Origin of the sequence: Longispora sp. NPDC051575 (assembly GCF_040681875.1) — a bacterium.
Taxonomy (GTDB): domain Bacteria; phylum Actinomycetota; class Actinomycetes; order Mycobacteriales; family Micromonosporaceae; genus Longispora.
In genome coordinates this window covers 558,258-584,414 of the sequence record NZ_JBFAZP010000001.1, presented here as the reverse complement: position 1 = coordinate 584,414, position 26,157 = coordinate 558,258, and the positions used below count along the sequence as shown (strand labels likewise).

At 73.0% G+C, this 26,157-nt stretch carries 23 protein-coding genes; 8 read left to right on the top strand and 15 right to left on the bottom strand.

What is annotated here, in order from left to right:
• Positions 1–1,212, bottom strand: a complete 1,212-nt coding sequence (locus tag AB0M43_RS02475; RefSeq protein ID WP_363720411.1) for a cytochrome P450 — start codon at positions 1,210–1,212, stop codon at positions 1–3.
• A complete protein-coding gene (locus tag AB0M43_RS02470) occupies positions 1,209–2,639 on the bottom strand; it encodes a prenyltransferase/squalene oxidase repeat-containing protein (protein WP_363720409.1) in 1,431 nt (476 codons plus the stop codon). The genes AB0M43_RS02475 and AB0M43_RS02470 overlap by 4 nt, the downstream gene beginning before the upstream one ends.
• 357 nt (positions 2,640–2,996) lie before the next feature.
• Between AB0M43_RS02470 and AB0M43_RS02465 the strand changes: the two genes are divergently transcribed.
• The 4 genes from AB0M43_RS02465 to AB0M43_RS02450 are packed head-to-tail and all read left to right on the top strand — an operon-like array spanning position 2,997 to position 6,693.
• Positions 2,997–5,321, top strand: coding sequence for a nitrate- and nitrite sensing domain-containing protein (locus AB0M43_RS02465; RefSeq protein WP_363720408.1), 2,325 nt, complete (start codon positions 2,997–2,999; stop codon positions 5,319–5,321).
• Positions 5,322–5,361: 40 nt separating this feature from the next.
• The gene (locus AB0M43_RS02460) at positions 5,362–5,778 is read left to right on the top strand and encodes a roadblock/LC7 domain-containing protein (protein ID WP_363720406.1); all 417 of its coding nucleotides are present in this window, start codon (positions 5,362–5,364) and stop codon (positions 5,776–5,778) included.
• A 2-nt stretch (positions 5,779–5,780) separates the two neighbouring features.
• Positions 5,781–6,131: a DUF742 domain-containing protein gene (locus AB0M43_RS02455; RefSeq protein WP_363720405.1), complete on the top strand. Its 351-nt coding sequence runs from the start codon at positions 5,781–5,783 to the stop codon at positions 6,129–6,131.
• A complete protein-coding gene (locus AB0M43_RS02450; protein WP_363720403.1) occupies positions 6,112–6,693 on the top strand; it encodes an ATP/GTP-binding protein in 582 nt (193 codons plus the stop codon). The genes AB0M43_RS02455 and AB0M43_RS02450 overlap by 20 nt, the downstream gene beginning before the upstream one ends.
• A gap of 78 nt (positions 6,694–6,771) precedes the next feature.
• On the opposite strand, the gene AB0M43_RS02445 is transcribed toward AB0M43_RS02450, so the two are convergent.
• From AB0M43_RS02445 to AB0M43_RS02410, 8 genes are all read right to left on the bottom strand, one after another.
• Entirely contained in the window at positions 6,772–7,956 is a 1,185-nt protein-coding gene (locus AB0M43_RS02445; RefSeq protein ID WP_363720401.1) for an acyl-CoA dehydrogenase family protein, read from the bottom strand.
• A 351-nt stretch (positions 7,957–8,307) separates the two neighbouring features.
• The gene (locus AB0M43_RS02440) at positions 8,308–9,312 is read right to left on the bottom strand and encodes an alpha/beta hydrolase (protein ID WP_363720400.1); all 1,005 of its coding nucleotides are present in this window, start codon (positions 9,310–9,312) and stop codon (positions 8,308–8,310) included.
• Between the two features lie 201 nt (positions 9,313–9,513).
• A complete protein-coding gene (locus tag AB0M43_RS02435; protein ID WP_363720398.1) occupies positions 9,514–10,734 on the bottom strand; it encodes an MFS transporter in 1,221 nt (406 codons plus the stop codon).
• 130 nt (positions 10,735–10,864) lie between these two features.
• Positions 10,865–11,206, bottom strand: coding sequence for a VOC family protein (locus AB0M43_RS02430; RefSeq protein WP_363720396.1), 342 nt, complete (start codon positions 11,204–11,206; stop codon positions 10,865–10,867).
• A gap of 65 nt (positions 11,207–11,271) precedes the next feature.
• The gene (locus AB0M43_RS02425; RefSeq protein ID WP_363720395.1) at positions 11,272–11,625 is read right to left on the bottom strand and encodes a metalloregulator ArsR/SmtB family transcription factor; all 354 of its coding nucleotides are present in this window, start codon (positions 11,623–11,625) and stop codon (positions 11,272–11,274) included.
• Positions 11,626–11,628: 3 nt separating this feature from the next.
• Entirely contained in the window at positions 11,629–12,075 is a 447-nt protein-coding gene (locus tag AB0M43_RS02420) for an SRPBCC domain-containing protein (RefSeq protein WP_363720394.1), read from the bottom strand.
• Positions 12,076–12,253: 178 nt separating this feature from the next.
• Positions 12,254–13,759 carry a GGDEF domain-containing protein gene (locus AB0M43_RS02415; RefSeq protein ID WP_363720393.1) on the bottom strand — a complete coding sequence of 502 codons (1,506 nt, stop codon included), beginning with the start codon at positions 13,757–13,759 and terminating at the stop codon, positions 12,254–12,256.
• Between the two features lie 68 nt (positions 13,760–13,827).
• Entirely contained in the window at positions 13,828–14,049 is a 222-nt protein-coding gene (locus AB0M43_RS02410; RefSeq protein ID WP_363720392.1) for a hypothetical protein, read from the bottom strand.
• A gap of 86 nt (positions 14,050–14,135) precedes the next feature.
• Here AB0M43_RS02410 and AB0M43_RS02405 point away from each other — a divergent pair, with 86 nt between their 5' ends.
• Positions 14,136–15,086 (top strand): helix-turn-helix domain-containing protein, encoded by a 951-nt coding sequence (locus AB0M43_RS02405; protein WP_363720391.1) that lies wholly within the window; start codon positions 14,136–14,138, stop codon positions 15,084–15,086.
• Here AB0M43_RS02405 and AB0M43_RS02400 read toward each other — a convergent pair.
• Entirely contained in the window at positions 15,059–16,126 is a 1,068-nt protein-coding gene (locus AB0M43_RS02400; RefSeq protein ID WP_363720390.1) for a DUF3626 domain-containing protein, read from the bottom strand. The genes AB0M43_RS02405 and AB0M43_RS02400 overlap by 28 nt on opposite strands.
• A 283-nt stretch (positions 16,127–16,409) precedes the next feature.
• Between AB0M43_RS02400 and AB0M43_RS02395 the strand changes: the two genes are divergently transcribed.
• Positions 16,410–17,354, top strand: coding sequence for an NADP-dependent oxidoreductase (locus AB0M43_RS02395; protein WP_363720389.1), 945 nt, complete (start codon positions 16,410–16,412; stop codon positions 17,352–17,354).
• Here the strand turns inward: AB0M43_RS02395 and AB0M43_RS02390 are convergent.
• Together AB0M43_RS02390 and AB0M43_RS02385 are read right to left on the bottom strand one after the other, a co-directional pair.
• Positions 17,338–18,555 carry an alpha/beta hydrolase gene (locus tag AB0M43_RS02390; protein ID WP_363720388.1) on the bottom strand — a complete coding sequence of 406 codons (1,218 nt, stop codon included), beginning with the start codon at positions 18,553–18,555 and terminating at the stop codon, positions 17,338–17,340. The two genes, AB0M43_RS02395 and AB0M43_RS02390, sit on opposite strands and share 17 nt — an antisense overlap.
• Positions 18,556–18,658: 103 nt before the next feature.
• Positions 18,659–19,111 (bottom strand): Lrp/AsnC family transcriptional regulator, encoded by a 453-nt coding sequence (locus AB0M43_RS02385; RefSeq protein WP_363720386.1) that lies wholly within the window; start codon positions 19,109–19,111, stop codon positions 18,659–18,661.
• Between the two features lie 306 nt (positions 19,112–19,417).
• Here AB0M43_RS02385 and AB0M43_RS02380 point away from each other — a divergent pair, with 306 nt between their 5' ends.
• Together AB0M43_RS02380 and AB0M43_RS02375 are read left to right on the top strand one after the other, a co-directional pair.
• Entirely contained in the window at positions 19,418–21,685 is a 2,268-nt protein-coding gene (locus tag AB0M43_RS02380) for a transketolase C-terminal domain-containing protein (RefSeq protein ID WP_363720936.1), read from the top strand.
• A 97-nt stretch (positions 21,686–21,782) separates the two neighbouring features.
• On the top strand, positions 21,783–23,177 hold the full coding sequence (locus AB0M43_RS02375; protein ID WP_363720384.1) for a S8 family peptidase: 1,395 nt from the start codon (positions 21,783–21,785) through the stop codon (positions 23,175–23,177).
• Positions 23,178–23,275: 98 nt separating this feature from the next.
• Here the strand turns inward: AB0M43_RS02375 and AB0M43_RS02370 are convergent, their stop codons facing one another.
• Positions 23,276–25,393, bottom strand: coding sequence for a molybdopterin-dependent oxidoreductase (locus tag AB0M43_RS02370; protein ID WP_363720382.1), 2,118 nt, complete (start codon positions 25,391–25,393; stop codon positions 23,276–23,278).
• A gap of 54 nt (positions 25,394–25,447) precedes the next feature.
• Complete coding sequence (locus AB0M43_RS02365) at positions 25,448–26,092, bottom strand: hypothetical protein (protein WP_363720381.1); 645 nt, start codon at positions 26,090–26,092, stop codon at positions 25,448–25,450.
• Positions 26,093–26,157 lie beyond the last annotated feature (65 nt).

The window sequence follows — 26,157 nt, the reverse complement described above, 5'->3', positions numbered from 1 at the left end:
TCAGGTCAACCTCACCGGCAGCGTGGCCAGGGACCGCAGCGAGAGGTTCGGCACGATGCGCAGGTCCTCGGCGGGTACGGCCAACCGCAGTCGGGGGAACCGGTCGAACAGCGACCGCAGCGCCGTCTCCGCCTCGATCCGGGCCAGCGGCGCGCCCAGGCAGTGGTGCACGCCGTGCCCGAACGCCAGGTGCGGCCCCGGCCGGCGACGGACATCCAGCAGGTCGGCGTCGGGTACGAGCGCCGGGTCGTGGTTCGCCGCGCCGAGGACCACCAGCACCTCGCCGCCCGCCGGCACCGGCACGCCGCCCAGGTCCAGGTCCTCGACCGCCCAGCGGGCCACCGCCATCTCGGTGGGACCGTCGTAGCGCAGCACCTCCTCGACGGCCTGCGGCCACAGGGCCGGATCGGCCCGCACCGCCGCCAGCTGTTCGGGGTGCCGCACGAGCGCCACGGTGGCCGACCCGATCAGGTTGACGGTGGTCTCCAGCCCCGCGACGAGCAGCAGGGTGACGGTGGACAGCAGTTCGGCGTCGGTGAGCCGCTGCCGCTCGTCGCGGACCGTGGTCAGCGCCGAGATCAGCCCCTGGTCGGGGGAGGCGCGCTTCGCGGCGACGAGGTCGGCCAGGTAGCCCGACAGCGCCCGGCCGGCGGCGCGCACGGCGGCCCGGGGGCCGGCGTGGTCGAACAGGTCCCGGATCCAGCCCAGGAACAGGTCACGGTCCGAGACGGGTACCCCGAGGAGTTCGCAGATCACGATCGCGGGCAGCGGCCGGGCGTACGCCTCGTTGAGGTCTACCGTGTCCCGGCCGGCCATCGCGTCCAGCAGCCGGTCGGCGATCTCCTGGACCCTGGGCCGCAGCAGGCCGACCCGGCGGGCCGTGAACGCGGCCGACACCAGCCCGCGCAGCCGGGTGTGGTCGGGCGGGTCGACCCCGAGCATGGACCGGTCCAGGCCCAGGGCGGCCAGCGGCTCGACGGGCCGGCCCTCCTCGGGCAGCCGGGTGACGTCCCGGACGAGGCGCTGGTCGGTCAGCGCCCGGCGCGCCTCGGCGTGGCCCACGACGTACCAGACCGGGGCGGCGTCGGGCCGGTCCACCCGGTGCACCGGGGCCACCGCCCGCAGGGCCGCGTAGGCCGGGTACGGGCACGCCCGCAGCGCCGGGTTGGCCGTGTCCCACACCCCGAGCGCGGCCGTCGCTTCCACGGTCATGCCCCGGCCATGGTCAGCGCGGCCAGCCGGGCGGCGCGGATCACGGTGACCGGGGCGTAGAGGTCCTTGGCGTGCCACAGCGCCGGGTACGCGTCCGGGTCGTCGTGGTCGACGAGGAACGCCCGACCCCGGGCGACCGCCGGGGCGTGCGCGGGGTCGCCGGCGCGGAGCAGCACCTGCACCGCGTAGGAGGTCTCCTCCACGGTGCCCGTCCAGCGGCCCCAGGAGCCGTCCGCGCGCTGGTTCCCGGCGACCCAGCGGGCGGCGGCGGCCACCGAGGCCGTGGCGGTCGGGCCGCCGTGCGCGGCGAGGGCGAGGGCGCAGCAGGCGGTGGCGTAGTACGGGGAGGCGTGCCACTTGTCCAGCCAGCTGCCGTCGGCGTTCTGGGTGTCCAGCAGCCAGTCCACCACCATCGCCCTCGGCCCGCCGAATCGGGACTCTTCCCCGGGCCGGGCGGCGAGGTACACGCCCAGCGCCTCCAGGATGTGCGCGTTCGTGCTGGTGGAGGGGTTGCGTTCGTCGGGGAAGCAGGTGAAGTAGCCGTCGGTGCGGTAGTCGAGCAGGACGTCGGGTCGGCGCACCCGACCGTGCACGGCCAGTGCGTGCAGGACGGCGGCGGTGTCGTCCGCGTCGGCGGGCAGGCCGGGGGCGGCGGGCGCGCCGTACTCCCCGAGGGCGATGTCGAGGCTGTCGAGGATCTCCTCGGGCACCCGGTAGGGGACGGACACCAGTGCCAGGCTGTTGAGCACCCACGCGCGCTCGAAGAAGGTGATCGGGGTGACGCCCGGCACGGGCCCGCCGGACGCGTCCTGGATCGCGTGCAGGTAGCGGGCGGACGCCCCGTCGGGGTCGCCGCGCTCGCCCAGCCAGGCGGCCGTCGCGGCCGGGGAGCCGGCCACCGCGCCGCCGGACGGTTCGGCGCCGCTGCGTCGGGCCGCCGTGCCGAGGACCTCGATGGACGCCCACAGCTTCACCGGCACCCGGTGGCCCTGGTCGACGCGGTCCCGCAGGCGCAGCAGGGGTTTCTCGTCGTAGCCACGCGGCAGGCCGAGGCGCTCGGACGCGGGCAGCCGCGCGTTGACCTGGGCGGTCAGCGCCGGCACGACCAGCTCGACGGCGATCGTGTCGGCCGGGGTCAGCTCGACCTTCAGCCAGGACCGCAGCCGGGCCAGGCCGCGCTCGGCGGCCACGCGCTGACCGGCGGCGAGCAGGCTCTCGGTGGCACTGAGCGTGGGGACGTAGCCGTAGCCGTCCACGCCGCCCCAGGAGCCGTCCGGTGCCTGGTGACGGAGCAGGAAGTCCACTCTGGCCTGGTGCCCGGCGAGTTGGGGGACGAGGGAGACGAGCCGGGAGGTGTCATAGACCGAGGTGGACACCCGACTACCGTCGGTCATCATGGAGGCCAGCAGAGTGTCGACGTTGGGCATGGTGGACGCCTCTCGGGGGAGCAGGGGCCATCAATGTCACGCACTGTAATCATCTGTTGTGGACTCCGTGAGTTTGGCACACGCAGCTTGTGCCCAACAAGGTGTGAGTATGGATTCGGTGCACGTGGGTATAGGAGTGGCCGGGAGTCGCTAGTGACCTAAGTCTCATTCTGACTTTTGTATGTCAGCGACCTGCTGATTTACTCAAGTCGATCACGCCTTTGACCCAGCTCTGATCTCGATGTTCCAGCAGTCCATAATGGATCCCGACCGTCGCGCCTTGGCTGGGACTTGTCCCGCTGATATCGTCTCCCCGGCTGATAAGCGCAATAATGTCGACTTCGTCGGGATGGTGGGATGAAGTTCCGCAGTACTCGGGTGCGGACCAAGGTCGTTGCCCTACTCCTCTCCCTTTTCGCACTGTGGGCGTTCGCGGCCGGAGTGACGTTGCGCGAGGGGCTCGGTCTCCTCGACGTCAGCACCCTGAGCGAGGACCTGGGCAAGCCGACGGAATCGCTGGTAGTGGCCCTGCAGCAGGAACGTCGACTGTCCGTCGTGTACCTCGGCAACAGCGCCGCCGACCAGCGGACCGCCCTGACCGCCCAGCGCGCGAAGACCAACGAGGCGCGGGACACCTTCAAGCGGCTCGGCGGCGGCGCGGATGTGCGCAGCGCGGCCAGCGACGCCCTCCAGGGCCGCATCGACGACGTGTTCAAGCAGCTCGACGGTCTCACGGCCACGCGTGACGCGGTCGACGCCGGCAGTGTCGACCGGGCGAAGGCGGCGAGGGCGTACACCGCCCTGATCGCCGCCGGGTTCCGGATCTACGGCTCCATGTCGAGCCTCGACGACCAGGACATCACCCGGCAGTCGCAGAACCTGATCGCGTTCAGCCACGCCCGGGAGGTGCTCGCCCAGGAGGACGCGCTGCTCGCCGGCGTGATCGCGGCCGGCAAGTTCGGTGCGGGGGAGTACGAGCAGTTCGTGGCCCTCGTCGGCACCCAGCGCTTCCTGTACTCGGCCGCCGTCGCCGAACTCACCGCCGAGGACCGCGCCCGGTACGAGGAGATCGCCGCCGCCCAGGGCCTCAGCGGCATGCGGGCGTTCGAGGACCGGGCCGTGGAGAAGGGCCGCCTCGGCGTCGCCGCGCCGGTCGACGGCGCGGCCTGGAAGTCCACCGTGGAGCAGGCGTTCTCCGACCTGCGCGGCCTCGAACTCAGCGCCGCCGACGGCCTGGTGGAACGCGCCAAGCCCGCCGCCATGGGCGTCATCGTCCGGCTGCTCCTCGCCGGCGGCCTCGGCCTGATCGCCGTCATCGCCTCCATCGTCATCTCCATCACCACGGCCCGCACCCTGGCCGCCCAGCTCACCCGGCTCCGCGAGGCCGCCTGGGAGCTGTCCACCACCCGCCTGCCGGGCGTGGTCGAGCGGCTCCGGCGCGGCGAGGAGGTGGACGTCTCGGTCGAGGCCCCGCCGCTGCCCACCGGCGACGACGAGATCGGGGCGCTCAGCCGCGCGTTCAACTCCGTGCAGCAGACCGCCGTCGAGACCGCCGTCGAACAGGCCGCGCTCCGCCAGGGTGTCCGCGACGTGTTCCTCAGCCTCGCCCGGCGGACCCAGGCACTGGTGCACCGCCAGCTCAAGCTCCTCGACGTGATGGAGCGGCGCGAGAAGAACAGTCCGGAGGAGCTGGCCGACCTGTTCCGGGTCGACCACCTCGCCACCCGGATGCGCCGCAACGCCGAGAACCTGATCGTCCTGTCGGGCGCCACCGCCGGCCGTGGCTGGCGCAACCCCGTCCCGTTGATGGACGTCGTCCGCGGCGCGCTCGCCGAGGTCGAGGACTACGAGCGGGTCCGGGTCCTGCCGATCGGCCCGGTGGCCCTGGCCGGCCGCGCCGTCGGCGACGTGATCCACCTGCTCGCCGAGCTGATCGAGAACGCCACCGCCTACTCCCCGCCCGACACCCCGGTGCAGGTCACCGGCCAACGGGTCGCGAACGGCTTCGTGATCGAGGTCGAGGACCGTGGCCTGGGGGTCAGCCCCGAGGACATGGAAGCGGCCAACGAGCGGATGAAGAACCCGCCGGAGTTCAAGCTGACCGGCAGCGCGCACCTCGGCCTGTACGTGGTCGGCAAGCTCGCCGGCCGGCACGACATCCAGGTCAGGCTCCGCGACTCGCCGTACGGCGGCACGACCGCGATCGTCCTCGTCCCCACATCCCTCGTCGTGGACGGCCCGGACGAGCCGGCCGCGACCCCGTCCGTGGTCGAACCCGTGCGGATCGTGCCCGGGCCGCGCCCGGTCCGGACCCCGCACCGGACCCTGGAGGTCGTCCCCGCCCCGCGCGGGCCGATCCTGCCCGACCGGGGTCCCGAACCGGACATCGACGTCCACCAGCAGACCGACACCCCCGAGTCCCAGGGAGGCGAGCCGGAGGTGCCAGAGTCCACACCGTCGGGGCTGCCCCGCCGGGTCCGCCAGGCCAGCCTGGCCGCCCCGTTGCGGGAGCAACCCGCCCCTGTCGTCGCTCCGGTCGCGGAGCCGACGGGTCGAGCACCCGAAGAGATCCGTTCGATGATCGGCTCCTACCAGCGGGCCACCCGCCGGGGCCGTCGCGAGGCGGAGAAGACACCGGAGACCCCGGCCCCGCCCGCCGAGGTCGACCAGCCCACCAGTTAGAACCGCACCCCGGGACCACCGGGGCCTCCTGGGGAGAACAATGGCACAGAAGACGAGTACGGTGCGGGATCTCGCCTGGCTGCTCGACGACCTGGTCGAACGGGTGGCACACGCCCGGCAGGCGGCGGTCCTGTCGGCGGACGGGCTGCTGATCGCCGCGTCCAGCGGACTCGACCGCGAGGACGCCGACCACCTGGCGGCCGTCGCGGCCGGGTTCCAGAGTCTCGCGCGGGGCGCGGGGCGGCACTTCGGCGGCGGCTCGGTCCGCCAGACCATCATCGAGATGGACTCGGCCTTCCTGTTCGTGATCGCCGCCGGGCACGGGGCCTGCCTGGCCGTCCTCGGCAGCGAGGACGCCGACATCGGTCTCATCGCCTACGAGATGGCCATGCTGGTCGCCCGGGTCGGTCAGTACCTGGCCACCCCGTCGCGGACCACCGTCGTGGCTGAGGTCTGACCATGAACGAATGGCTGGACGAGGACGCGGGGCCGGTCGTCCGACCGTACGCGATGACCCGGGGTCGCACCCGGTCCTCGGGGGAGTTCGACCTGATCGCGATCGTCGTCGCCACCGGCGCGGCCGCCGCCGGCCTGGAGCCGGAGCACGTGTCGATCCTGGAGCTGTGCGGGTCGCCGTTGTCGGTGGCCGAGATCTCGGCGCACCTGGACCTGCCGGTCGGCATCGTCCGGGTGTTCCTGGGCGACCTGCTCACCGCCGGGCTGATCCAGACCCGGGCGCCGCAGCCGGTCGCGGAGATGCCGACCCGGCGGACCCTGCTGGCGGTGATCGATGGCCTCCGTGCCCTCTGACGTCGAGCCGCTGCCCACCGCGATCAAGATCCTGGTCGCGGGCGGGTTCGGCGCGGGGAAGACGACGCTCGTCGGCGCGGTCAGCGAGATCCGGCCGCTGCGGACCGAGGAGACCATCACGGAGGAGAGCGTCGGGATCGACGACCTGTCCGGGGTGGAGCGCAAGGAGACCACGACGGTCGCGATGGACTTCGGCCGGATCACGATCAACTCCGAGCTGGTGCTGTACCTGTTCGGCACGCCCGGCCAGGACCGGTTCTGGTTCGTGTGGGACGAGCTGGCCCTCGGCGCGGTCGGCGCGGTCGTGCTGGCCGACACCCGCCGGCTGCCGGGCTGCTTCCCGTCGATCGACTACTTCGAGCGCCGGGGCACGCCGTTCATCGTCGCGGTGAACTGCTTCGACGGCGCGGACCGGCACGACCCGGACGAGGTGCGGGCGGCGCTGGACCTGGACCCGGTGGTGCCGGTGGTGCTGTGCGACGCCCGGGTGCGCGAGTCCAGCAAAGAGGTTCTGATCACCCTGGTCGAGCACGTGGTCAACTCGACGCCCGCCTACGCCTGAGCAACCGTTCGAGCGCCCGGCGGACGCCGGAGCGCGTGTGGCTGGGACCCCCGGCCCCGGCCACACGCGCGGCAGCACCTAGATCAGGTGCGTGTTCGGCTCGAGTCCGCACAGGATCCGGCCGTAGGTCTCCGACACCGTGTTCGGGTGCAGGACACCGTTGAGGTTGAGCGCCTGGATGTCGCGCTCGATCCGCTGCATCGGCTGGTCGGAGTAGATGGACGACCCGCCGCTGGCGGTGTTGAGCACGTCCACGGACTCCTTGGCCCGCAGGCAGGCCATGGCCGCGTCCATCTTGCCGGTGGCACGCTCCTCCAGCGTCCACTGCTCCCCGGACAGCGCCTTGCTGTCGAGCCGCTCCGCCGCGCGGCGCACGTGGAACTCGGCCTCGTCGAGCTTCACCGCGGCCTCGGCCACCTGGAGGTGGGTGATCGGCGCCTGGGCCTGCTGCTCGTACCCCGTGTAGGCGATCTTGCGGCTCGGCAGTTTCTCGAAGAACGCCTCACGGGCCGCCTTCGCCATGCCCACGGCCGATGAACTGGTCACGGCGGTGGCGTGCGCCACGAACGGGAGCTTCCAGGTCCGGGAGTCCGCGTTCGCCTTCGACAGGTGCTGACCGTGCATCATCAGCGGCATCATCGGCAGGACGCGCGCCGTGGGGACGAAGACGTCCTGCGCGATCGTCGTGACGCTGCCCGTGGCCCGCAGGCCCGCGGTGTGCCAGTCGTCGACGATCGTCAGGTCCGACATCGGTACCACGATGGTGGCCGGCTCCATGCTGCCGTCCGGGTGCTCCAGCATCACCGACAGTGTGTCCCACTGGCTGTGCGGGGCGCCGGAGACGAAGTGCCAGCGGCCGTTGAGGATCACGCCACCGTCGGTCTCCTTGGCGATCCCCGACGCGGTGACGCCGCCGCAGAGCCGGACGCTCGGGTCGGAGAAGATCTCGTCCTGCACCTCGTCCGGGAACAGGCCGGCGAGCCAGGAGCCCATCGTCCACGTGCTGACGGTCCATCCGACCGCGCCGTCGCCCCGGGCGAGTTCGGAGATCACGGAGGTGATGGTCCGCACGTCGCTCTCGTAGCCGCCGTAGCGGAGCGGGACCCGCATCTTCATGATCCCGGCGTCGGTGATCCCCTGGAGGACCTCGTCGTGCAGGATCCGGTTCTCCTCCTGCCAAGTGGCATGCTTCCGGATCACCTCGACCAGGCCCGTCGCCCGGGCGACGAGGTCAGTCTGCGGTGGTGCCTCACTGATCGTCATGTGTGCTCCTCGAAACGAAGGCAGAGAAAGGAAAGTGGAATCAGACGTCCGCCGGATCCGGCGGTATACGCATTACTCTGGCACGGTGCGGCGGGCGCGGATTCTCCGAAGTTGCCGAGTTCCCACAAGGCGGTTTCCGCTGCTGGAAGGGCATCGCGACGCAGTTCGGGGGGCGTGCACAAAGGACCACGACCTGTGTGGGGTACCTGTGTCCGCCGGCTTTTTCGTCGCACCGGAACGCCGCCGGCGGGAGCTCCGACGGCGTTCTACCGGGTCGGTGAATATGCGCCGCACGGGAAAGGTCGCGGGCGTCGTCGGAGCCGGCGGTTGGATCAGCCTCGCCGGTGGGGCCTAGAGGCCGGACAGGAACTTCAGCAGCTCCGCGTTGACCTCCTCGGGCCGCTCCTGCTGCGTCCAGTGCCCGACCCCGGGCAGTACGACGGTGCGCGTCAGGTTGGGCACGAGGTATTGCAGGTTGCCGATCAACTGGTCCAGGCCCGGGAGCTGGACGCTGCCGTCCCGCTCGCCGTACAGGTACAGGGCCGGGGTGTTCATCGGCGCGTTCTGCCAGGGGGCGGTCAGTTCCCAGCTCAGGTCCATGGTCCGCCACAGGTTGAGGCCGCCGGAGAAGCCGGTGCGCGCGTAGTCCTCCGCGTAGACGTCGAGGTCGGCCTCCGTGAGCCAGCCGGGCAGCGCGCCGCCGGGCGCCGGCAGCAGGTCGGCGAGGCCGCCGCCCTCGGGCACCATCGGCAGGGTCGGCCCGTCGGCCTGCGGCGAGTCGCCGAAGCCCCACTGGAAGAGCCGGAGCAGGCTGGTCCGCGGGTCGCCGGCCAGTTCGGCCTCGGGGACGCCGGGCTGCTGGACGTAGTTCATGTAGAAGCCGGGGCCGAGCGCCTGGGTCATCCCGGTCACCGCGCTCACCGGGCCGCGCGGGAAGTACGGCAGGCCGAGCGCGACGACGCCACGGACCAGGTCGGGCCGCAGCAGCGCGGTGTTCCAGGCGATCTGGGAGCCCCAGTCGTGGCCGACCAGCACGGCCCGCTCCTCGCCGAGCGCGTCGAGCAGGCCGACGATGTCGCCGACCAGGTGGAGCTGCGAGTACTGCTCGACGGCCTCGGGGGCGTCGGTCCGGCCGAAGCCGCGCAGGTCGGGGGCGACGACGTGGTAGCCGGCCGCCGCGAGCGCGCCGAACTGGTGCCGCCACGAGTACCACGTCTCGGGGAAGCCGTGCAGCAGCACGACCAGCGGCCCCTCGCCCTGCTCGGCGATGTGGGTCCGGATGCCGTTGGCCTGCACGAACCGGTGACTGACCTCGGCTGTCACGCCTTGGCTAGGTGCCGACTGTGGGTTGTTCATGGCACACCTTTCCTGGCTGTGTGAAGTGGGGTTTCACCAAACCATCCCACCGCCGTCGCGCCCGCCACATCTCCTTCCTTGCCCACATCGTCCGGCCTTGTCCGGCACGCGGCAGGGGGCCGTCCCGGGGCCCGGAGCGCACGAAAAGCACGGTGGTGACGGGACTGGGGCCGTCACCACCGTGCTGCGTGGGAGGTGCTGCTACGCGGGTTCCGGGACGGACTGGGCGGCTGCCGGCGAGTCCGCGACCACCGGGGGCTTCAGGTAGCTGGTGCCCCAGGCGACCAGGATCGTGATCACGGCGAGGACCAGGCCGGTGATCACCGGCGCGTTGGCGGTGTAGTTCTTGATCGCGATACCGCCGGCGAACGCGCCGAACGCGATGCCGATGTTGGCCGCGGAGACGGGCAGCGACTGCGCCAGCTGGCCACCGGGGCCGGCCAGGGTGATCACCCGGACCTGGAGCGAGGCCACGATGCCGTAGTGCGACAGGCCCAACGCGATCAGCACGAGCGCCACGAGGAACGCGACCGAGCCGACGAAGTAGAGCAGGGCGAGCGAGATCGCCAGGCCGATGGAGCCGATGATCAGGGCGCGCCCGGCGTTCCAGTCGGCGAACTTGCCGCCGCCGAACGAGCCGACCGCCGTGGCCACACCGTAGGCCAGGAGGAACACGCTCAGCACGGATCCGTTGATGCCGGTGATCTCCTGGAGGAACGGCACGATGTAGGTCCACGCGGCGAACGCCGTGGCGAACACGATGAAGTTCAGGAACAGCACGGCGAGCACCCGGGGGGCGAACGCGTACTTGGCCTGGTGGCCGAGGCCGCCGCCCATGGACGGGACGGACGGGATCAGGGCCGCGGCGCCGACCAGTACCACCACGGCGACGATCGCGATGGCGAGGAAGGAGCCCTTCCAGCCGATGGCCGGGGCGACCAGGGTGCCCAGCGGCACGCCGAGCGCGCCCGCCATCGCGACGCCGGAGATGACGATGCCGATGGCCTTGCCCATCCGCTCCGGCGGGACGACGGAGACGGCGGCGGTGAAGCCGACCGCGATGAACAGGCCGGCGAGCGCGCCGATGAAGAAGCGCACCCCGAGGAACACGCCGTAGTTGGTGGTCAGCAGCATGGCCACGTTGGACGCGGCGAACAGCGCGAGCGTACCGAGGAGGACGAACTTCTTCTCGAGTTTGATCGTCAACGCGGTCAGGATCGGGCCGCCCAGGGCGAGGCCCAGCGCGTACGCGGTCACCAGGGTGCCGGCAGCGGGGATGGTGATGTGGAGGTCGGCGGCGATCCGGTCCAGGACGCCGACCACGAGCAGTTCGCCGCTGACCATGACGAACATCGCTAGGAACAACGTGTACAGGGCCAGGTTGGCTTTGCCTGGACTCAGCGCCGGTTGCTGGGTGCTCATGTGCACTCTTCCTTCGGGTCGTGGGGGATGGTGTCGTCGCGACGAACGGGTCGACGGATCTATGTGCCTGGCAGGACCGGGGACGGCCACGGTCCTGCCACCTGGCTGGGGACCTCCGGTGTGAGGCGCCCTACTTCCACTTGATGATCTGGACGTAGTTCCCGTCGGGGTCGGCGAAGGTGCCGAACTTGCCCTTCTCCCGGTCCGCGATCGAGATCCACTGCACGCCGGCGGCGTTGAGCTGGGCCTCCATCGCGTCGAAGTCCTCGACGTCGAAGTTGACGATGTGGCGACCCGGCTCGGCGTTCTTCTCCTCGACGTCGTCGCGCCCGTCGATGACCAGCAGGAAGCCGCCCAGGTCGATCGCGCCGTCGCCGGTGAACTCCGGTGCGAGCGCCTTGATGTAGAAGTCCCGCATCTCGGCGGGGCGGGTCGTGCCGAGGAGCATGCTCGTGGGCTTCAGGGTCGTCATGGCGTTTCTCCTTGTGTGTTCACAGGTCGCGGTGCGGGCTGTCGCCCGCGCCGCGGGTCCAGGTGCTAGGTGAGATCCCGGTCCGCTGCCTCGGCGGCGCGTTTGATGGCCGCCAGGCGGAGGTCCCAGTCGGCCGCGAGGGAGGACATCCACCGGGTGGTGGTGTTCAGGCCCGCGGGCCGCAGCGAGTACCTCACCTCGCGTCCGACCCGGCTGCCGACGACGAGGCCGGCGGCGTCCAGGACGGCGAGGTGCTTGACGATCGCCTGCCGGGAGACGGGGAGCCGCCCGGACAGCGTCGTCGCGGTGGCCGCGCCCTGCGCGGCGAGGAGGTCGAGCAGCCGGCGACGGGTGGGGTCAGCGAGCGCGACGAGCACGCTGCCGACCTCCTCGACGGCGCCGTCGGGTTCTGCTCTCACCGCTCACACAGTCGAGTCTTCGACGCGCTTCTTGGTCGCGTCGAGGACCTCCGGCCAGCCGGCGGTGAGGTTGCTGATCGTCTGGGCGCGCACTTCCTCCGACACGTCCAGCGCGGCGAAGCCGCTCTCGACGACGGTGAGCCGGGTCTTGTCGCCCTCGGGGGACAGCGTGAACTCCACGAGGGTGCTGTTGCCCTCGGTCAGCTCCTGGCCGGGGGTGGCGGGGGCCCAGCGGTACGCCACGTAGGACTGGGGCTGGACCTTCACCACGCGGACCGGGAACTCGCCGAACGCCGGGTTCTTGGCGACCATCGACTCGCCCTCCACGGCGGTGGTGCCCTGGATGCTCTCCGGCTCCGCGACCCAGAAGCCGGGTGCCGACACCAGTGACCAGACGCGCTCGACCGAGGCGTCGATCAGGGTGTCGCGTTCGATCATGTCGTTGCTCATGGGGAAACTCCTCCAAATGCCGGCATTAAGTGCAACCAGATTATTGCACGTCAGCGGATCGTCGTGCAACCAACTCATTGCACGAGGAGGGAGATGGCCGGCCGATCGGGGGCGCCGGGCGGCCCGGTTCCGGGGTGAAACAACCCCTCCGACGGGTACGAGGTGTCGCGGGGTGCGCTCAGGAGCGCCGGGTGCGGGCCTTCATCTGGTACATCGCCCGGTCGGCGCGGTCGATCGCGCACGCCAGTCCGGTGTCGGTGAGGTGCGACCAGCCGATCGCCAGGTTGAGGGCGCTGTCGGGCACCAGGGAGTTCCAGTCCTCGGCGGCGACCGCCGCGTGGATCCGGTGGGCGGTGTCCCGGGCGCCGGACAGGTCGACGTGCGGCAGGACGAGGACGAACTCGTCGCCGCCGTACCGGGCCGCGAAGCCCTGGCCGACCGCGCGGGTCAGTACCCCGGCGAGGCGTTGCAGGACGAGGTCGCCGGCCAGGTGGCCGTACCGGTCGTTGACGGTCTTGAAGCCGTTGAGGTCGGCCACCCCGACCGCGGCGGGGGTGCGCGCGGCGAGCAGCGCGGTGGCGTACTCGTGCAGGCGCCGGCGGTTGGGCAGCCCGGTCAGCGGGTCGGTGAGCGCCGCGTCGGCGTACCGGTCGGCGACCCGGCGCAGGTTCTCGTGGTCGATCCGGGCGGCCACCCCGTCCACGAACAGCGCGGACAGCGGGTCGAGGGTCAGGTGCACGGCGCGGCTGGCGGCCCGTTCGGCGGCGATGGCCAGGGGCAGCCGGCCGGCGAGGGCGTGGGCGAGCGCGCACAGCCGGTGGCTCTCGGCGACCCCGAACGTCGCGTGGTGCACGGGGCCGGCCTCCAGTAGTGCGAGCGCGGCGTCGCCGTCCCCGGCGGCGAGTTCGGCGCACACCGGGGTCAGGGTCCGGATGGTGCGCTCGTCGACGTCGTGCCCGACGCCGTCGAGGAGCCCGCGCAGGTCGGGTACCCCGGGGCAGCCGAGCGCGGACAGCCGGGCGGCGGCGTACGCGATGTGCGCGCGGTCCACCGACCAGGCGGGGACGGCCCCGCGCTGGAAGTCGTTGACCACCTTGCGCAACAGCCGGACGGCGGTTGCCGTGTCGCCCCGGTGGTCCACGGAGACGGCGTGCCGGACCCGGATCTGGGCCCCGGTCTCCTCGTCGCTGAGCCCCAGCACCGTGTACAGCGCGTTGGCGCGTTCCACGGCGTCGAGGGCCTGGTCGTGCAGGCCGGCCTGGGAGCAGCCGAGGGCCAGGTCGTACCAGGCGTCGGCGGCGCCCACCCAGGCCGGCGCGGTGGCCAGCTGGCGCCGGCTGTACTCGAAGTGCCGCACGCAGCGTTCGAGCGCCCCGTGCAGGCAGGCGACGGAGCCGGCGATGGCGTGCAGTTCGCCGGCGACCGTGGCGTCGTCCACCTCGTCGAGCAGGGCGAACGCGCGGTCGAGCACGGGCGCGTACCCGGTGAGGTCGTCGACGTTGATCATCGCGCCGAGTTCGAAGGCGAGGGCCTGGGCGACGATGACGGGCGCGGTGGCCTGCGCGGCGATCCGGCGGGCCTCCGCGATGGCGGCCTCGGACCGGCCCTGTTGCATCAGGGCGCGCAGGTGGCCGTAGACCGCGTGGTGATCGTGCGGTCCGTCGGCGGCTCGGTCCTCGTCCACCGCATCCATATACCACAGGTGATCGATCCGGGAACGTCCTACTGGAGGGTGTTCTCCGAGGTGTGTCCCTATCGGACCGGGTGCGGGGTCCGGACGCGGGCCCGGGTGCCGGCGGTCGCCGGGGTCGGGGCGGACCCGGTCTCCGGCAGGGCGGTGAGGTCGGCGAGGACCCGTTCGGTGTCGCGGTCGGCGACGGCGGGGCCGCTGCCGGCGAGTGCGCCGGACCGGCCGGTGCGGAGGCTGTAGACGACGAGGGCCAGGACTGCGAGGGTCAGGAGCGTTGCGTTCATGGCACTAAGTATTCGCTCATCGAATTTCCGCCAACAGTGGCAGGATTGCCGTTGTGCAACAAAATCCTGCCAGGTAGGCTGGGGGCATGTTGAGGACCGTCGCCGCCGTGGTCATGGACAGTGTCGCGCCGTTCGAGCTGGGCGTGTTGTGCGAGGTCTTCGGGGTCGACCGCACCGACGACGGCGTGCCCGAGTTCGACTTCCGGGTCTGCGGGGAGCACGCCGGCCGGCCGGTCCGCTCCGGCGTCGGCATGCTGATCACCCCGGAACACGGCCTCGACGCGCTCGCCGACGCCGACTTGGTGGCGGTCCCCGCGCACGGCGTCACCGACTCCTACCCGCCGGCTGTGCTCGACGCCCTGCGCGTCGCCGCCGCCCGGGGCGCCACCGTGGTGTCCGTGTGCAGCGGGGTGTTCGTGCTCGGCGAGGCCGGCCTGCTCGACGGCCGGCGGTGCACCACGCACTGGCGGCACGCCGAGGAGCTGACCCGCCGGTTCCCCGCCGCCCACGTCGACCCCGACGTCCTGTTCGTCGACGACGGCAGCCTGGTCACCAGCGCCGGCACCGCCTCCGGCATCGACGCCTGCCTGCACGTGGTCCGCCGCGAGCTCGGCGCGGGCGTCGCCACGGCCATCGCCCGCCGGATGGTGGTGGCCCCGCAGCGCGAGGGCGGCCAGCGCCAGTTCGTCGAGCTGGCCATGCCCGAGTGCACCGGCGACAGCCTGCAGCCCCTGCTCGGCTGGATGCTGGAGAACCTGGACACCGAGCACTCCGTGGCCGACCTCGCCCACCGGGCCGTGATGTCCGAGCGCACCTTCGCCCGCCGGTTCGCCGCCGAGACCGGCACCACGCCCGGGCGGTGGGTCGCGCTCCAGCGGGTGCTGCACGCCCGCCGGCTCCTGGAGGACACCCAGCTGTCCGTCGAGGAGGTCGCGCACGCCTGCGGGTTCGGCACCGCCGCCCTGCTCCGGCACCACTTCCACAAGCTCGTCGGGGTGGCCCCGAAGGACTACCGGCGGTCGTTCGCCTGCCCGTAGCCCACGAGACAGTGCCAGAGCTGTTTGAGGTACTGGGGGAGCTCCGGCCCCCACTCCGCCCACCGGTCCGGCGCGGTCACCGCCGAGCGGGTCGCCCGGCCGAGCACCTCGGCGTCCAGTAGCCCGGCGGGGGAGTGCTCCGCCAGTACCCGGGCGGCCAGCGGGGGCATCGCCGGGCCCCGGAAGTCGGCCGGGACCGCGTCGGCGGTGAGCGTGAAGCCGCCGTGCCACTCGACGGCGATCCCGGACCGGGCGGCCAGGTCGACCAGGAGCGCGCCGGTGTCCGTGCCGGCGAAGGACGGGTCCAGGACGAGCGCCTCGGCGTCCGTGGCCAGGTCGACCGGTCCGTGCACCTGGGCCTCGACGTAGTCGTCCAGCGCCCGGCCCGGGGCGCGGGTCGCGGCTGACCCGGGACCGCCGGCGGGTCGGGTCCGCTCGGGTCCACCGGCGCCCAGGGCCAGCAGGTGGGCGACCGGGTCGACGCCGGGGACGCCCAGCAGGGCCGCCGTCGCGCCCGTGACCAGCCCCGCGAGGACGTCCTCGAACGCGTCGAGCGTGCCGACGTCGGTCGGGCCCAGGTGGCTGTCGCCGTGGCAGTACGTCGCGCGGGCCGACACCTCCGGGCGGAGCCGGACGTGACAGGAGCCGAACCGGGGCGCGGCCCCGTCGGGGTGGCCCATCAGGTCGAGCGCGCCGTACACGGGCCGTTCGGTCGGTGGCGCGGGGGGCAAGTGGTACGCGCGGCCGAACAGGCGTTCCTCCCAGCCGTCCCGCTCGCCGCCCGGGAACGCCGTCCGGCTCCCGCTGGTCACGCCCGTCTCGAACTGGCTCCGGTACCGGCCGTCGGCGGCCAGCCCCTCGGCCACGGTCCGACCGTCGGCGAGGAGCCGGTCGGGGTGGAAGTTGAGCGTGATCCGGCCGTGCGCGCGGACGGCGGCGAGGAGCGCGGGCCCGTCGGGGAGCGGCCGGTCGCCCCGGACCTGGGCGCGGACGTGGTCGAGGGCGGCGCGCTGGGCGGCGGTCAGGCGATCGTGCGGCACCCGGGCAGTATCGGTCGACCGCCCGGACCCCGGCAAACCACTTCCGTCAGCCGCAGCCCTCCCGTGGGCTGCGGATTCCCGGGCCGCCCGGTCCACCGCGCCGAGCGGCCCGACCAATGCTCGCCGCGCCCCGATCCCGCAGCCCCGGACCTGACCCGGCCCCGGAACCCCGGCGTCGACCCGGCCCGGGGCGCCCGGGGACGCGCCTGCGGGACCCGGTTCCCGCCCGCCGGCTCCCGGTGCGGCTAGGTTTCTCCGGGGAAACGGACAACTGGAGGTCGTCGTGCGTGCTGTCGCCGTATCGGAGTTCGGGGCGACCCCCGAGGTCATGGAGCTGCCCGTACCGGAGGCGGGCCCGGGCCAGGTCCTGGTGCGGATCCACGCCGCCGGGCTCAACCCGTTCGACTGGCAGGTCGGCGACGGCGCGCTGCGTGACGCCCTGCCGCACCGGTTCCCGCTGGTCCTGGGCATGGAGGGCGCGGGCGAGGTCGCGGCCCTGGGGGCGGACGTGATCGGGTTCGCGGTCGGCGACCGGGTGTTCGGCGAGTTCCTCAGGGTGAAGTCCGGCGGCGGTTCCTACGGCGAGTACGCGGTCGCCGACGCCGGAGCGCTGGCCCGGATCCCCGACGCCGTGTCCTACACCGACGCGGCGGTGCTGGCGGTCGCGGGCACCACGGCGCTGAACCTGGTCGAGGGCACGCACGTCGCGCCCGGCCAGACGGTACTCATCGTCGGGGCGACCGGCGGGGTGGGCACGTTCGCGACCCAGCTGGCCGCCGCGCGCGGGGCGCACGTGATCGCCACCGCCCGGCCCGACGCGGCGGAGTCGATGCGCGCGCTCGGGGCCGAGGAGACCGTGGACCACACGGCGGGGCCGGTGGCGGAGCGGGTGCTGGCCCGGTACCCGCATGGTGTGGACGTCCTGATCGACGTGGCCAGTGACAAGGCGGCCCTGGTGGCGGTCGCGGCGGCGGTCCGGTGGGGCGGCGCGGTCGGGGTGAGCACGTGGGCGGCCGATCCGGAGGCGCTGGCGGCCCGCGACATCCGGGCGTTCAACCTGGACAACCGCCCGACCGCGGAGGTGCTGGCCCGGGTGGCCGACGACGTGGCCGCCGGCCGGCTGCGGGTCACGGTGGACGGCACGGTCCCGTTGGCGGAGGCCCCGGCGGCGCTGGCCCGCAGCAGGGCAGGCCGGGCCCGGGGCAAGACGGTCATCGCGGTGGCGTGACGTACCTGTCGAGGAAGCGCCCCAGGGCGTGCCGGGTGATCTGGGTGCCCCAGCCGCCCCACTGGAAGTCGTAGCCGTGGTCGGTCATCGGGAGGGTGACCAGCTCGTGCGGCACGTTGGACTCGTCCAGCTTGATCGACAGCGGCACGGACTGGGTCTCGGGGTCCACCAGGGCGTCGTGCTCGCCGTGCACCAGCAGGGTCGGGGGCAGCTTCCCCCGGACGTAGCTGAGCGGCGAGGCGATCCGGTAGGCGTCGGGGGCGCTGGCCGGGGTGCCGCCGGTGTACTTCTGCACCGCGTCGCGGGTGTACCCGCCCAGCGTGTTGTCGTGCCAGCCCGCGACCAGGTCGGTGGCCGGGTAGAGCCCGACGACGGCCGTCACCGAGGTGTCGGGCGCGGGGCAGCTCGGCGGCAGCGCGGCGTCGCCCTGGCTGTAGGCGGCCAGCAGCGCCAGGGTGCCGCCCGCCGACTCGCCCATCAGCACGATCCGGGTCGGGTCGACGCCGTACCGCTCGGCGTTCGCGCGGACCCAGCCGACCGCGCACATGACGTCGCCGGCCGCCTGGTTCCACCGGGGCGGCGGGGCCAGCCGGTACTGGATGTCGAACACCGCGTACCCGCGCTCGTTGAGCCAGGCGTTCCACTTCGGGTACTGGCCCTGCTGGCCGCCGACGAACGCCCCGCCGTGCACGGCGACCACCACCGGCGCGGGCCGGGCGGCCGACGCGGGCGGCAGCCACACGTCCAGCGGCAGGGCGCGGCCCTCCACGGTGGCGTAGGTGACGGTGCGGGCCGGGTCGGGCTTGCCGAGGTTGATCCCGCCGGTGAAGTACTGCCCCAGGGACAGGTGCGTGCCCGTCGAGCGCGCGGTGAGCCACAGGTTGACGGTCGGCAGCAGCCCGGCCAGGATCGCGAGCACCGCGACCAGGGTGACGACCCACGCGAGCCGGTAGCGCTGCCAGGCCCGCAGCGCGAGGGTCAGGCCCAGACCGAGGAGGCCGAGGAGGGTGACGAAGAGCGCGTACTCGCTGGTGACCAGGTAGGTCTTCCACGCCCAGTCGGCCGGGGGCAGCGGGGCCCACAGGGCGACCACGGCCGCGAGGAGCAGGAGGGTGAGCAGGACACTCAGGACGACCACGGCCCGGCCGCCGTGCGTCAGCCGAGGGGTGGCCAGGTCGGAGGGGGCTTCCAGCTGCTGCATGTCGTCCTCCCCGGGACGTGCCAGGTTGGCCTCCCCAGCATGCCACCGGCGCGGGCACGGGGCGGACCTTTTCCGCGGCGGAGGACCATTCGACGGGTACGGCTCAGAGCGGCAGTCCGCCCCGGTCCTTGAGCCGCTTCATCGTGATCTGCGAGTTGATCTTCGTGACGCCGGGCAGCGAGGTCAGCCGCTCGATGCACAGCACCTCGTACGCGCTGATGTCGGCGACGGCCACCCGGAGCAGGTAGTCGGGCACCCCGAACAGCCGGTAGGCCTCCACCACGTCCGGGATGCCGTCGAGCCCCTCCTCGAACGCCGTGATCGTGTCGCGGTCCTTGGCCTGCAGTTCGATGGTGGCGAACACCTCGAAGCCCCGGCCGACGGCGGCGGGGGCGATCACGGCCCGGTACCCGGCGATGATCCGGTCCTCCTCCAGTTGCCGCACCCGGCGCAGGCACGGCGAGGCGCTCAGGCCGACCCGGTGCGCGAGGTCGGCGTTGGTGAGCCGGCCGTTGTCCTGGAGTTCGCGCAAGATTCTGCGGTCGATGCTGTCCACAGCCCTAGTTTCTACCACTGCGACACGCCAGATGGGGCAAGAACGATCACAAATTGCGCACACTACCCGGTAGTCTGTCCGCATCACGGTCCTGGGGTTCGTGGAGCGCACCCCGGGACCTTGACCTCTTGAAGAGTGCACCCACTCACTCGCGGGCGGGCCTGTCGGCGTCACGAGCGTCCCAGGCCCGACTCCGTCACAGAATGTGAAACGCTGTCAGCCAGGCGTAGAGAAGAGTGGGGTTCGCGCGTGGACATCGAGGTTCTGAACGAGGTCTCCCGTCGGGTGCTGTGGCTCGCGGTGCGGATGGTCGACGCGGCCAACCGGGAGCGCGAGACCGGCGACGGGGTCAAGGTCGGCGGCCACCAGGCGTCCTCGGCGTCCCTGACCAGCGTCCTGACCGCGTTGTACCTGCACCACCTCGACGCCGCCGACAAGGTCAGCGTCAAGCCGCACGCCTCCCCGGTGTTCCACGCGATCCAGTACCTGCTGGGCAACCTCGACCGGAGGTACCTGACGACGCTGCGGTCGCGGGGCGGGCTCCAGTCCTACCCGTCGCGGACCAAGGACCCCGACGAGGTGGACTTCTCCACCGGCTCCGTCGGCCTCGGCGCCGCCGCCCCGCTGTTCGCCGCCGTCACCCGCCGTTACGTCGACGCGCACTTCGGCGCCCGGCCCGGCTCCCGGTTCGTGGCCCTGATCGGCGACGCCGAACTCGACGAGGGCAACATCTGGGAAGCCGTCGTCGACCCCGCCACCACCGGGCTCGGCAACGTGCTGTGGGTCGTCGACTTCAACCGGCAGTCCCTCGACCGGGTCGTGCCCGGCATCCAGATCGACAAGTGGCGCGGCCAGTTCGACGCGGCCGGCTGGCACGTCGCCGAGGTCAAGTACGGGCGGCGGTTGCAGGCGGCGTTCGCGCGGCCCGGCGGCGAGGTGCTGCGCACCTGGCTCGACGCGATGCCCAACGAGCAGTACCAGTCGCTGTTCGCCCTGGCCGGCGAGGAACTGCGGATCCGGTTCCTCGACGGGGCGCCGGACGGGGTCGCCGAGTTCGTCGCCGGCGTCGAGGACCTGCACACCCTGGTCACCGACCTCGGCGGGCACGACATCGGCGCGCTGGTCGACGCGTTCGAGGCCGCCGACGCGGAGAAGGACCGGCCGAGCGTCGTGTTCGCGTACACCGTGAAGGGGTGGGGTCTGCCGCTCGCCGGCAACCCGCGCAACCACTCCGGCCTGCTCACCGGGGACCAGATCGCCGACCTGCGGGCCGGGACGGGCCTGGACGAGGCGACCGAGTGGGACCGGTTCGACGCCGCCAGCCCCGCCGGCATCCTGTGCAACGCGCGCCGCGACGCCCTCACCAAGCCGCCGCGCTCGCCGGCGCTCGGCGTGACCGTGCCGACCGCCACCGGGCTGCGCTCGACCAAGCCGATGTCCACCCAGGAGGCGTTCGGCCGGATCCTGGTGGACCTGTCCCGCGACCCGGCCGTGGCCCCCTACCTGGTCACCACCGCCCCGGACGTGGCCACCTCCACCAACCTCGCCGGCTTCATCAACCGCACCGGCGTGTTCGCCCCCGAGCCGCGCCGGGCCTGGTCGGCCGACCCGCTCGTCAAGTGGTCCGAGGGCCCCACCGGCCAGCACCTGGAACTCGGCATCTCCGAGATGAACCTGTTCCTGCTGCTCGGCCAGCTCGGCCTGTCCTGGGACCTGTCCGGCCAGCCCCTCCTGGCGGTCGGCACCGTGTACGACCCGTTCGTGTGCCGGGGCCTGGACGCGTTCATCTACTCGGTGTACTCCGGCTCCCGGTTCGTCGTCGCCGGCACCCCCTCGGGCGTCACCCTGGCCCCCGAGGGCGGCGCGCACCAGTCCACGATCACCCCGTCCATCGGCCTCGAACTGCCGAACACGACCCTGATCGAGCCCGCGTACGCCGGGGCCCTGGACTGGCTGCTGTGCGACGCGTTCGGCCGGATCGCCGCCGGCCCGTCGACCAATCCGACCGCCGGGCCCACCGAGGACGGGGCCTACTACTTCCGGCTCACCACCCGGCCGATCGACCAGGCGCCGTTCGCCGCCGCCCGGGAACGGCTCGGCGAGGCGGTGCTGCGCCGACAGGTGCTCGCGGGCGCGTACCCGCTGGTCACCGCCACGGTCTCCGGCCCGGCCGTGTACCTGGCCGCCTCCGGCGCGGTGCTGCCGGAGACCCTGGCCGCCGCCGCCGAACTCGCCGAGGAGGGCATCGCCGCGCACGTCGTGGACGTCACCTCCCTCGACCGGCTGTACTCCGCCTGGCAGCGGACCCTGCGCCAGGGCGTGCGCACCGCGACCACCCCGTCGGTGGCCGGCGCGCTGCGGGCCGCGTTCCCGACCCGCGCGCCGGTCGTCACCGTGCACGACGGGGCCTCGCACGCGATGGCGTGGCTCGGGTCGGCGCTGGGTGTGCCGTGCGTGCCGCTGGGCGTGGACACGTTCGGCCAGTCGGGCACCGTGGCCGAGCTCTACGAGCTGCACGACCTGACGCCGGGGTCGATCGTGAACGCGGCGCTGGCGGCGCTGTCGCTGGGCTGAGTCCCCGGGACATTCCCCGAATGGGCAAAGTGGTCATAGCTGGGCAATTACCATCCTGGAGGTATGCCCGCCGTGATCCACCCGAGAGGGGAATTCTGTGCGACTACCCACCCGCCTGACTACCGGAGGCGTCCTCCTCCTGCTGTCGACGGTGCTGTCGGCGGCGGCCTCGTCCGCCGCCCCCGCCGTGGAACCCGAGTTCGCGGAGTCCGACGGCCTGATCGTGCAGTTCCAGCCCGGCGCGCCCGGGACCGACGGCGACGTGTCCCGGGCCGCACTGCCCGAGATCGAGGGCATCAGGCTCGACCCGGCGGTGCCGATGGCCAACGACCGGATCCTGTACCGCACCCAGCCGGCCGAGCTGTCCCGCGCCACGATGGACGACGTGATGCGCCGGATCGCCGCCGACCAGCGGGTCGTGTCCGTCGAGCCCAACCTGCGGATCGCCGCCCCGACCGCCGCCACCGACGACCCGTACCTGTCCTACCAGTGGGACCTGCACGAGGAGCGGGCCGGCATGCGGGTCCCGGAGGCCTGGGACCGGGGCGCCACCGGGGACGGCGTGACCGTCGCCGTCCTCGACACCGGCATCACGAAGCACCCGGACCTCGACGCCAACGTCGTCGCCGGCTACGACTTCCTCAGCAGCGCCGCCGCGGCCCGCGACGGGAACGGCCGGGACGCAGACGCCGCCGACCAGGGCGACTGGACGTCCTCCGGCCAGTGCGAGAAGAACCGGCCCGGGCGGCCGAGCAGCTGGCACGGCACGCACGTCGCCGGTACGGTCGCGGCCGTCGCGGACAACAACGTCGGCGTGGCCGGGGTCGCCCCGCGCGCCCGGCTCGTCCCGGTCCGGGTGCTCGGCGTGTGCGGGGGCACCGTGGCCGACATCTCCGACGCGATCGTCTGGGCCTCCGGGGGTACCGTGCCCGGGGTCCCCAGGAACCAGAACCCCGCCCAGGTGCTCAACCTGAGCCTCGGCGGGCGGAGCGCGTGCCCGAAGGCGTACTCGGCCGCGCTGCGGTCGGCGACCGGCCGGGGCGCGACCGTGGTGATCGCCGCCGGCAACGAGAACCTGCCGGCCAGCGGCTCCACCCCGGCCAACTGCGGCGGGGACACGATCGTCGTCGGCGCCCTGAACCGGGCCGGCGGCCGGTCGGACTACTCCAACTACGGCGCCACGGTCGACGTGGCCGCCCCGGGCGGGGAGACGCACGTGACCCCCAACGACGGCATCCTGTCCACCTGGAACCAGGGCCAGGCCGCGACCGGGGACCCCGGCTACGGCCAGATGGAGGGTACGAGCATGGCCGCCCCGCACGTCGCGGGCCTGGCGGCGCTGCTCCTGGGCCTGAACCCGACCCTGACGCCGGCCGACGTCAAGCTGATCGTCCAGCACACGGCGCGTGAGCTGCCGGGGGACTGTCCCGACGGGTGCGGGGCGGGGCTGGCGGACGCGGGTGCGGCGGTGGACCTGCTGTCCCGGCGGTAGCCGCCGGGGCCGACCGCCGGGCGTTCCCCGCCAGGGACCGGGCCGGCGGTCCGCCCACCGCGTTCTGCCGCCCGTGGCCGGTGCGCCCGCCCGAGGGTTCAGGCCGCCGCCTCCACCGTCACGACCACCCCGCTGAACGCGGCCGTGCCGACGACCCCGTCCACCTCGGCGTCGTCGGTCAGGTCGTTCAGGCTGACCCCGGGCCGGGCCGCCGCCACCGTCAGCCGGGTACCGGACCGGTCGTGGCCCCAGCCGTGCGGCAGGCTCACCACCCCCGGCATCATGTCCGCCGTGGCCGCCACCTCGGTCTCCACGGCCCCCACCCGGGACCGGATCCGGACCCGCTGGCCGTCGGCGAGGCCCCGGGCGGCCAGGTCGTCGGGGTGCATGAGCAGCTGGTGGCGGGGGCGGCCCTTCGCCAGGCGGGGCGCGTTGTGCATCCACGAGTTGTTGCTGCGCAGGTGCCGGCGCCCGACGAGGCGCAACTCGCCGGCCGCCAGCGGGGTGAGGAGCTCGGGCCGCGCGGCGTCCAGGGCGGCGAGGAGTTCCGGGGGCGCGCCGTGCGCCCGGTGGTCGCGGGTCCGCAACGCGCCGGGCAGCGAGGGCTTCAGCGGACCGAGGTCCACGCCGTGCGGGGCGCGGCGCAGGGCGCGCATCGACAGCCGGTACGGGCCGGTGCGCAGCAGCAGCGCCACCAGCTGGTCGGGCCGCAGCCGGGACTGCACGGCCAGCCGCAGGTCCCGCCAGGTGCGCCTGCCACCCCACTTCTTCCGGTACCGGCGGCCCAGTTCCCCGAAGATCTGCCAGTCGTGCCGCGCGTCGGCCGGGGGCGCGAACACGGCGGGGGAGTAGCGGGCCGTGTCGCGGACGGCGAGCGCGTGGAACACGATGTCGTAGTTGTCGTGCTCCAGGGCCACGGTCGGCGGCAGGATGATGTCGGCGTGCCGGGTGGTCTCGTTGAGGTAGAAGTCGACGGACACCATGAAGTCCAGCCCGGCGAGGGCCCGGTCGAGCTGGCCGCCGTTCGGGGTGGACAGCACCGGGTTGCCGGCGGAGGTGACCAGCGCGCGGACCTGGCCGTCGCCCGGGGTGAGGATCTCCTCCGCGAGGACGGCCACCGGCAGTTCGCCGCCGAACTCGGGCAGGCCCCGCACCCGGCTGCGCCACTTCGCGTAGTGCCCGCGCCCGATCAGGTTCCGGCCGACGAGGTCCACGGCCGGCCGGGTGAGCAGGGTGCCGCCGGGCCGGTCGAGGTTCCCGGTGACCAGGTTCAGCAGTTGTACGCCCCACTGGCTGAGCACGCCGTGTTTCTGGGTGGACAAGCCGACCCGGCCGTAGCAGGCGGCCCCGTCGGCGGTCGCGAAGTCCCGCGCGATCCGCCGGATGTGCCCGGCCGGCACGCCGGTGACCGGCGCGACCCGTTCCGGCGTGAACTCCGCGACCGCCGCGCGCACCGCGTCGAGCCCGTCCACATAGGCCGCCGGGCTCGCCAGCCCCGCCTCGAAGACCTCACGGACCAGAGCGAAGAGCAACGCCGCGTCGGTACCGGGGCGGATGAAGTGGTGCTCGTCGGCGACCCGGGCGGTCTCGGTGCGCCGGGGGTCGACCACGACCATCCGGCCGCCGCGCCCCTGGAGGTCGGTGAGCCTGCGCCGGAAGTCGGGGACCGTCATCAGGCTGCCGTTGGAGGCCACCGGGTTCGCGCCGAGTACCAGGAAGAAGCTCGTTCTGTCGATGTCGGGCACCGGCAGCAGGAACTGGTGGCCGTACAGCCAGTGGGACACGAGGTGGTGCGGCAGCTGGTCGACGGACGTCGCCGAGTACCGGTTGCGGGTCCGCAGCTGCCCGAGGAACAGCGGCCCGTGCGTGAGCGAGCCGTAGTTGTGCACATTGGGATTGCCCAGGTAGACGGCCACCGCGTCGCTCCCGTGCGCGCGGCGGACCTCGACCAGCCGCCGGGCGACCTCGTCGAGCGCGGCCTCCCAGGAGATCTCCTCCCAGCCGTCGGCGGTCCGGCGCACCGGGCGCCGCAGCCGGTCGGGGTCGTCGCGGACGTCGGGCAGCGCGAGCGCCTTGGGGCAGAGGTGGCCCCTCGACAGCGGGTCGTCCTCGTCGCCCCGGATGTCGACGATCGCGCCGTCGCGCAGGGTGAACCGCAGCCCGCAGATGGCCTCGCACAGGTTGCAGGCCCCGAACCGGACCACGTCCTCGGTCATCTCCCGATCCTCCCATTACCGCCGGGTAACAGGAAGGGTCGCGATCGCGTGGCGCTACCGGCCGAGCCGCATCGCGCCGACGACGGCGCGCCCCGTGGCCCGGGCGGCCCACTCCGCGCGTTCCTCGCTCCGCCCGCACACCCAGACCGAGTGCGTGTCGGACCACTCCTCGCTGAACAGGCCCGTCTCGTGGATCACCAGCTCGACACCGTCGTACTTCGGGTTCGACCACAGTTCCTCCGCCGCGCACTCCGGCCAGATCACCGACCAGCCCAGCTCGCCGATGTCGCGCCCCACGGTCGCGATGAACCGCTCCTCGACCCTGCCCGGCGCGATGCCGTCGATGTCGATGTCCACCACGAGATCCGGCACCGCCTCGACGAGTCCCGCTTCGGCGGGCGTGAGTCCCGAGACCTCCCCGGGGCCTCGGGGCGACCGGTAGAACCGGTCCTCGGGTACGTCCTTGAGCAGGTGCGACACCACCTCGTCCCGTTCCCGTGGGACGCGCAGGTCGGTGCTCATGGGCCGCCCGGCCAGTTCCGGCAGCGGCAGGTAGCGCGGCAACCCCCGGGGAGTGGTCATCGCCGAGACGCAGACCTCTTGCACCCGATCGGCGAGCGCGACCAGCTGCCGGGCCAGGCCGAAGGCCTCGTCCAGATCGGTGGTGTGCAGCAGCGGATACATGTGCGCGTTTCCCATGACGACCATTCTCACCGCGGGTCCACCCGCCCGGCCACGCCGACGGGTGGAACGGCCGGCCCCGA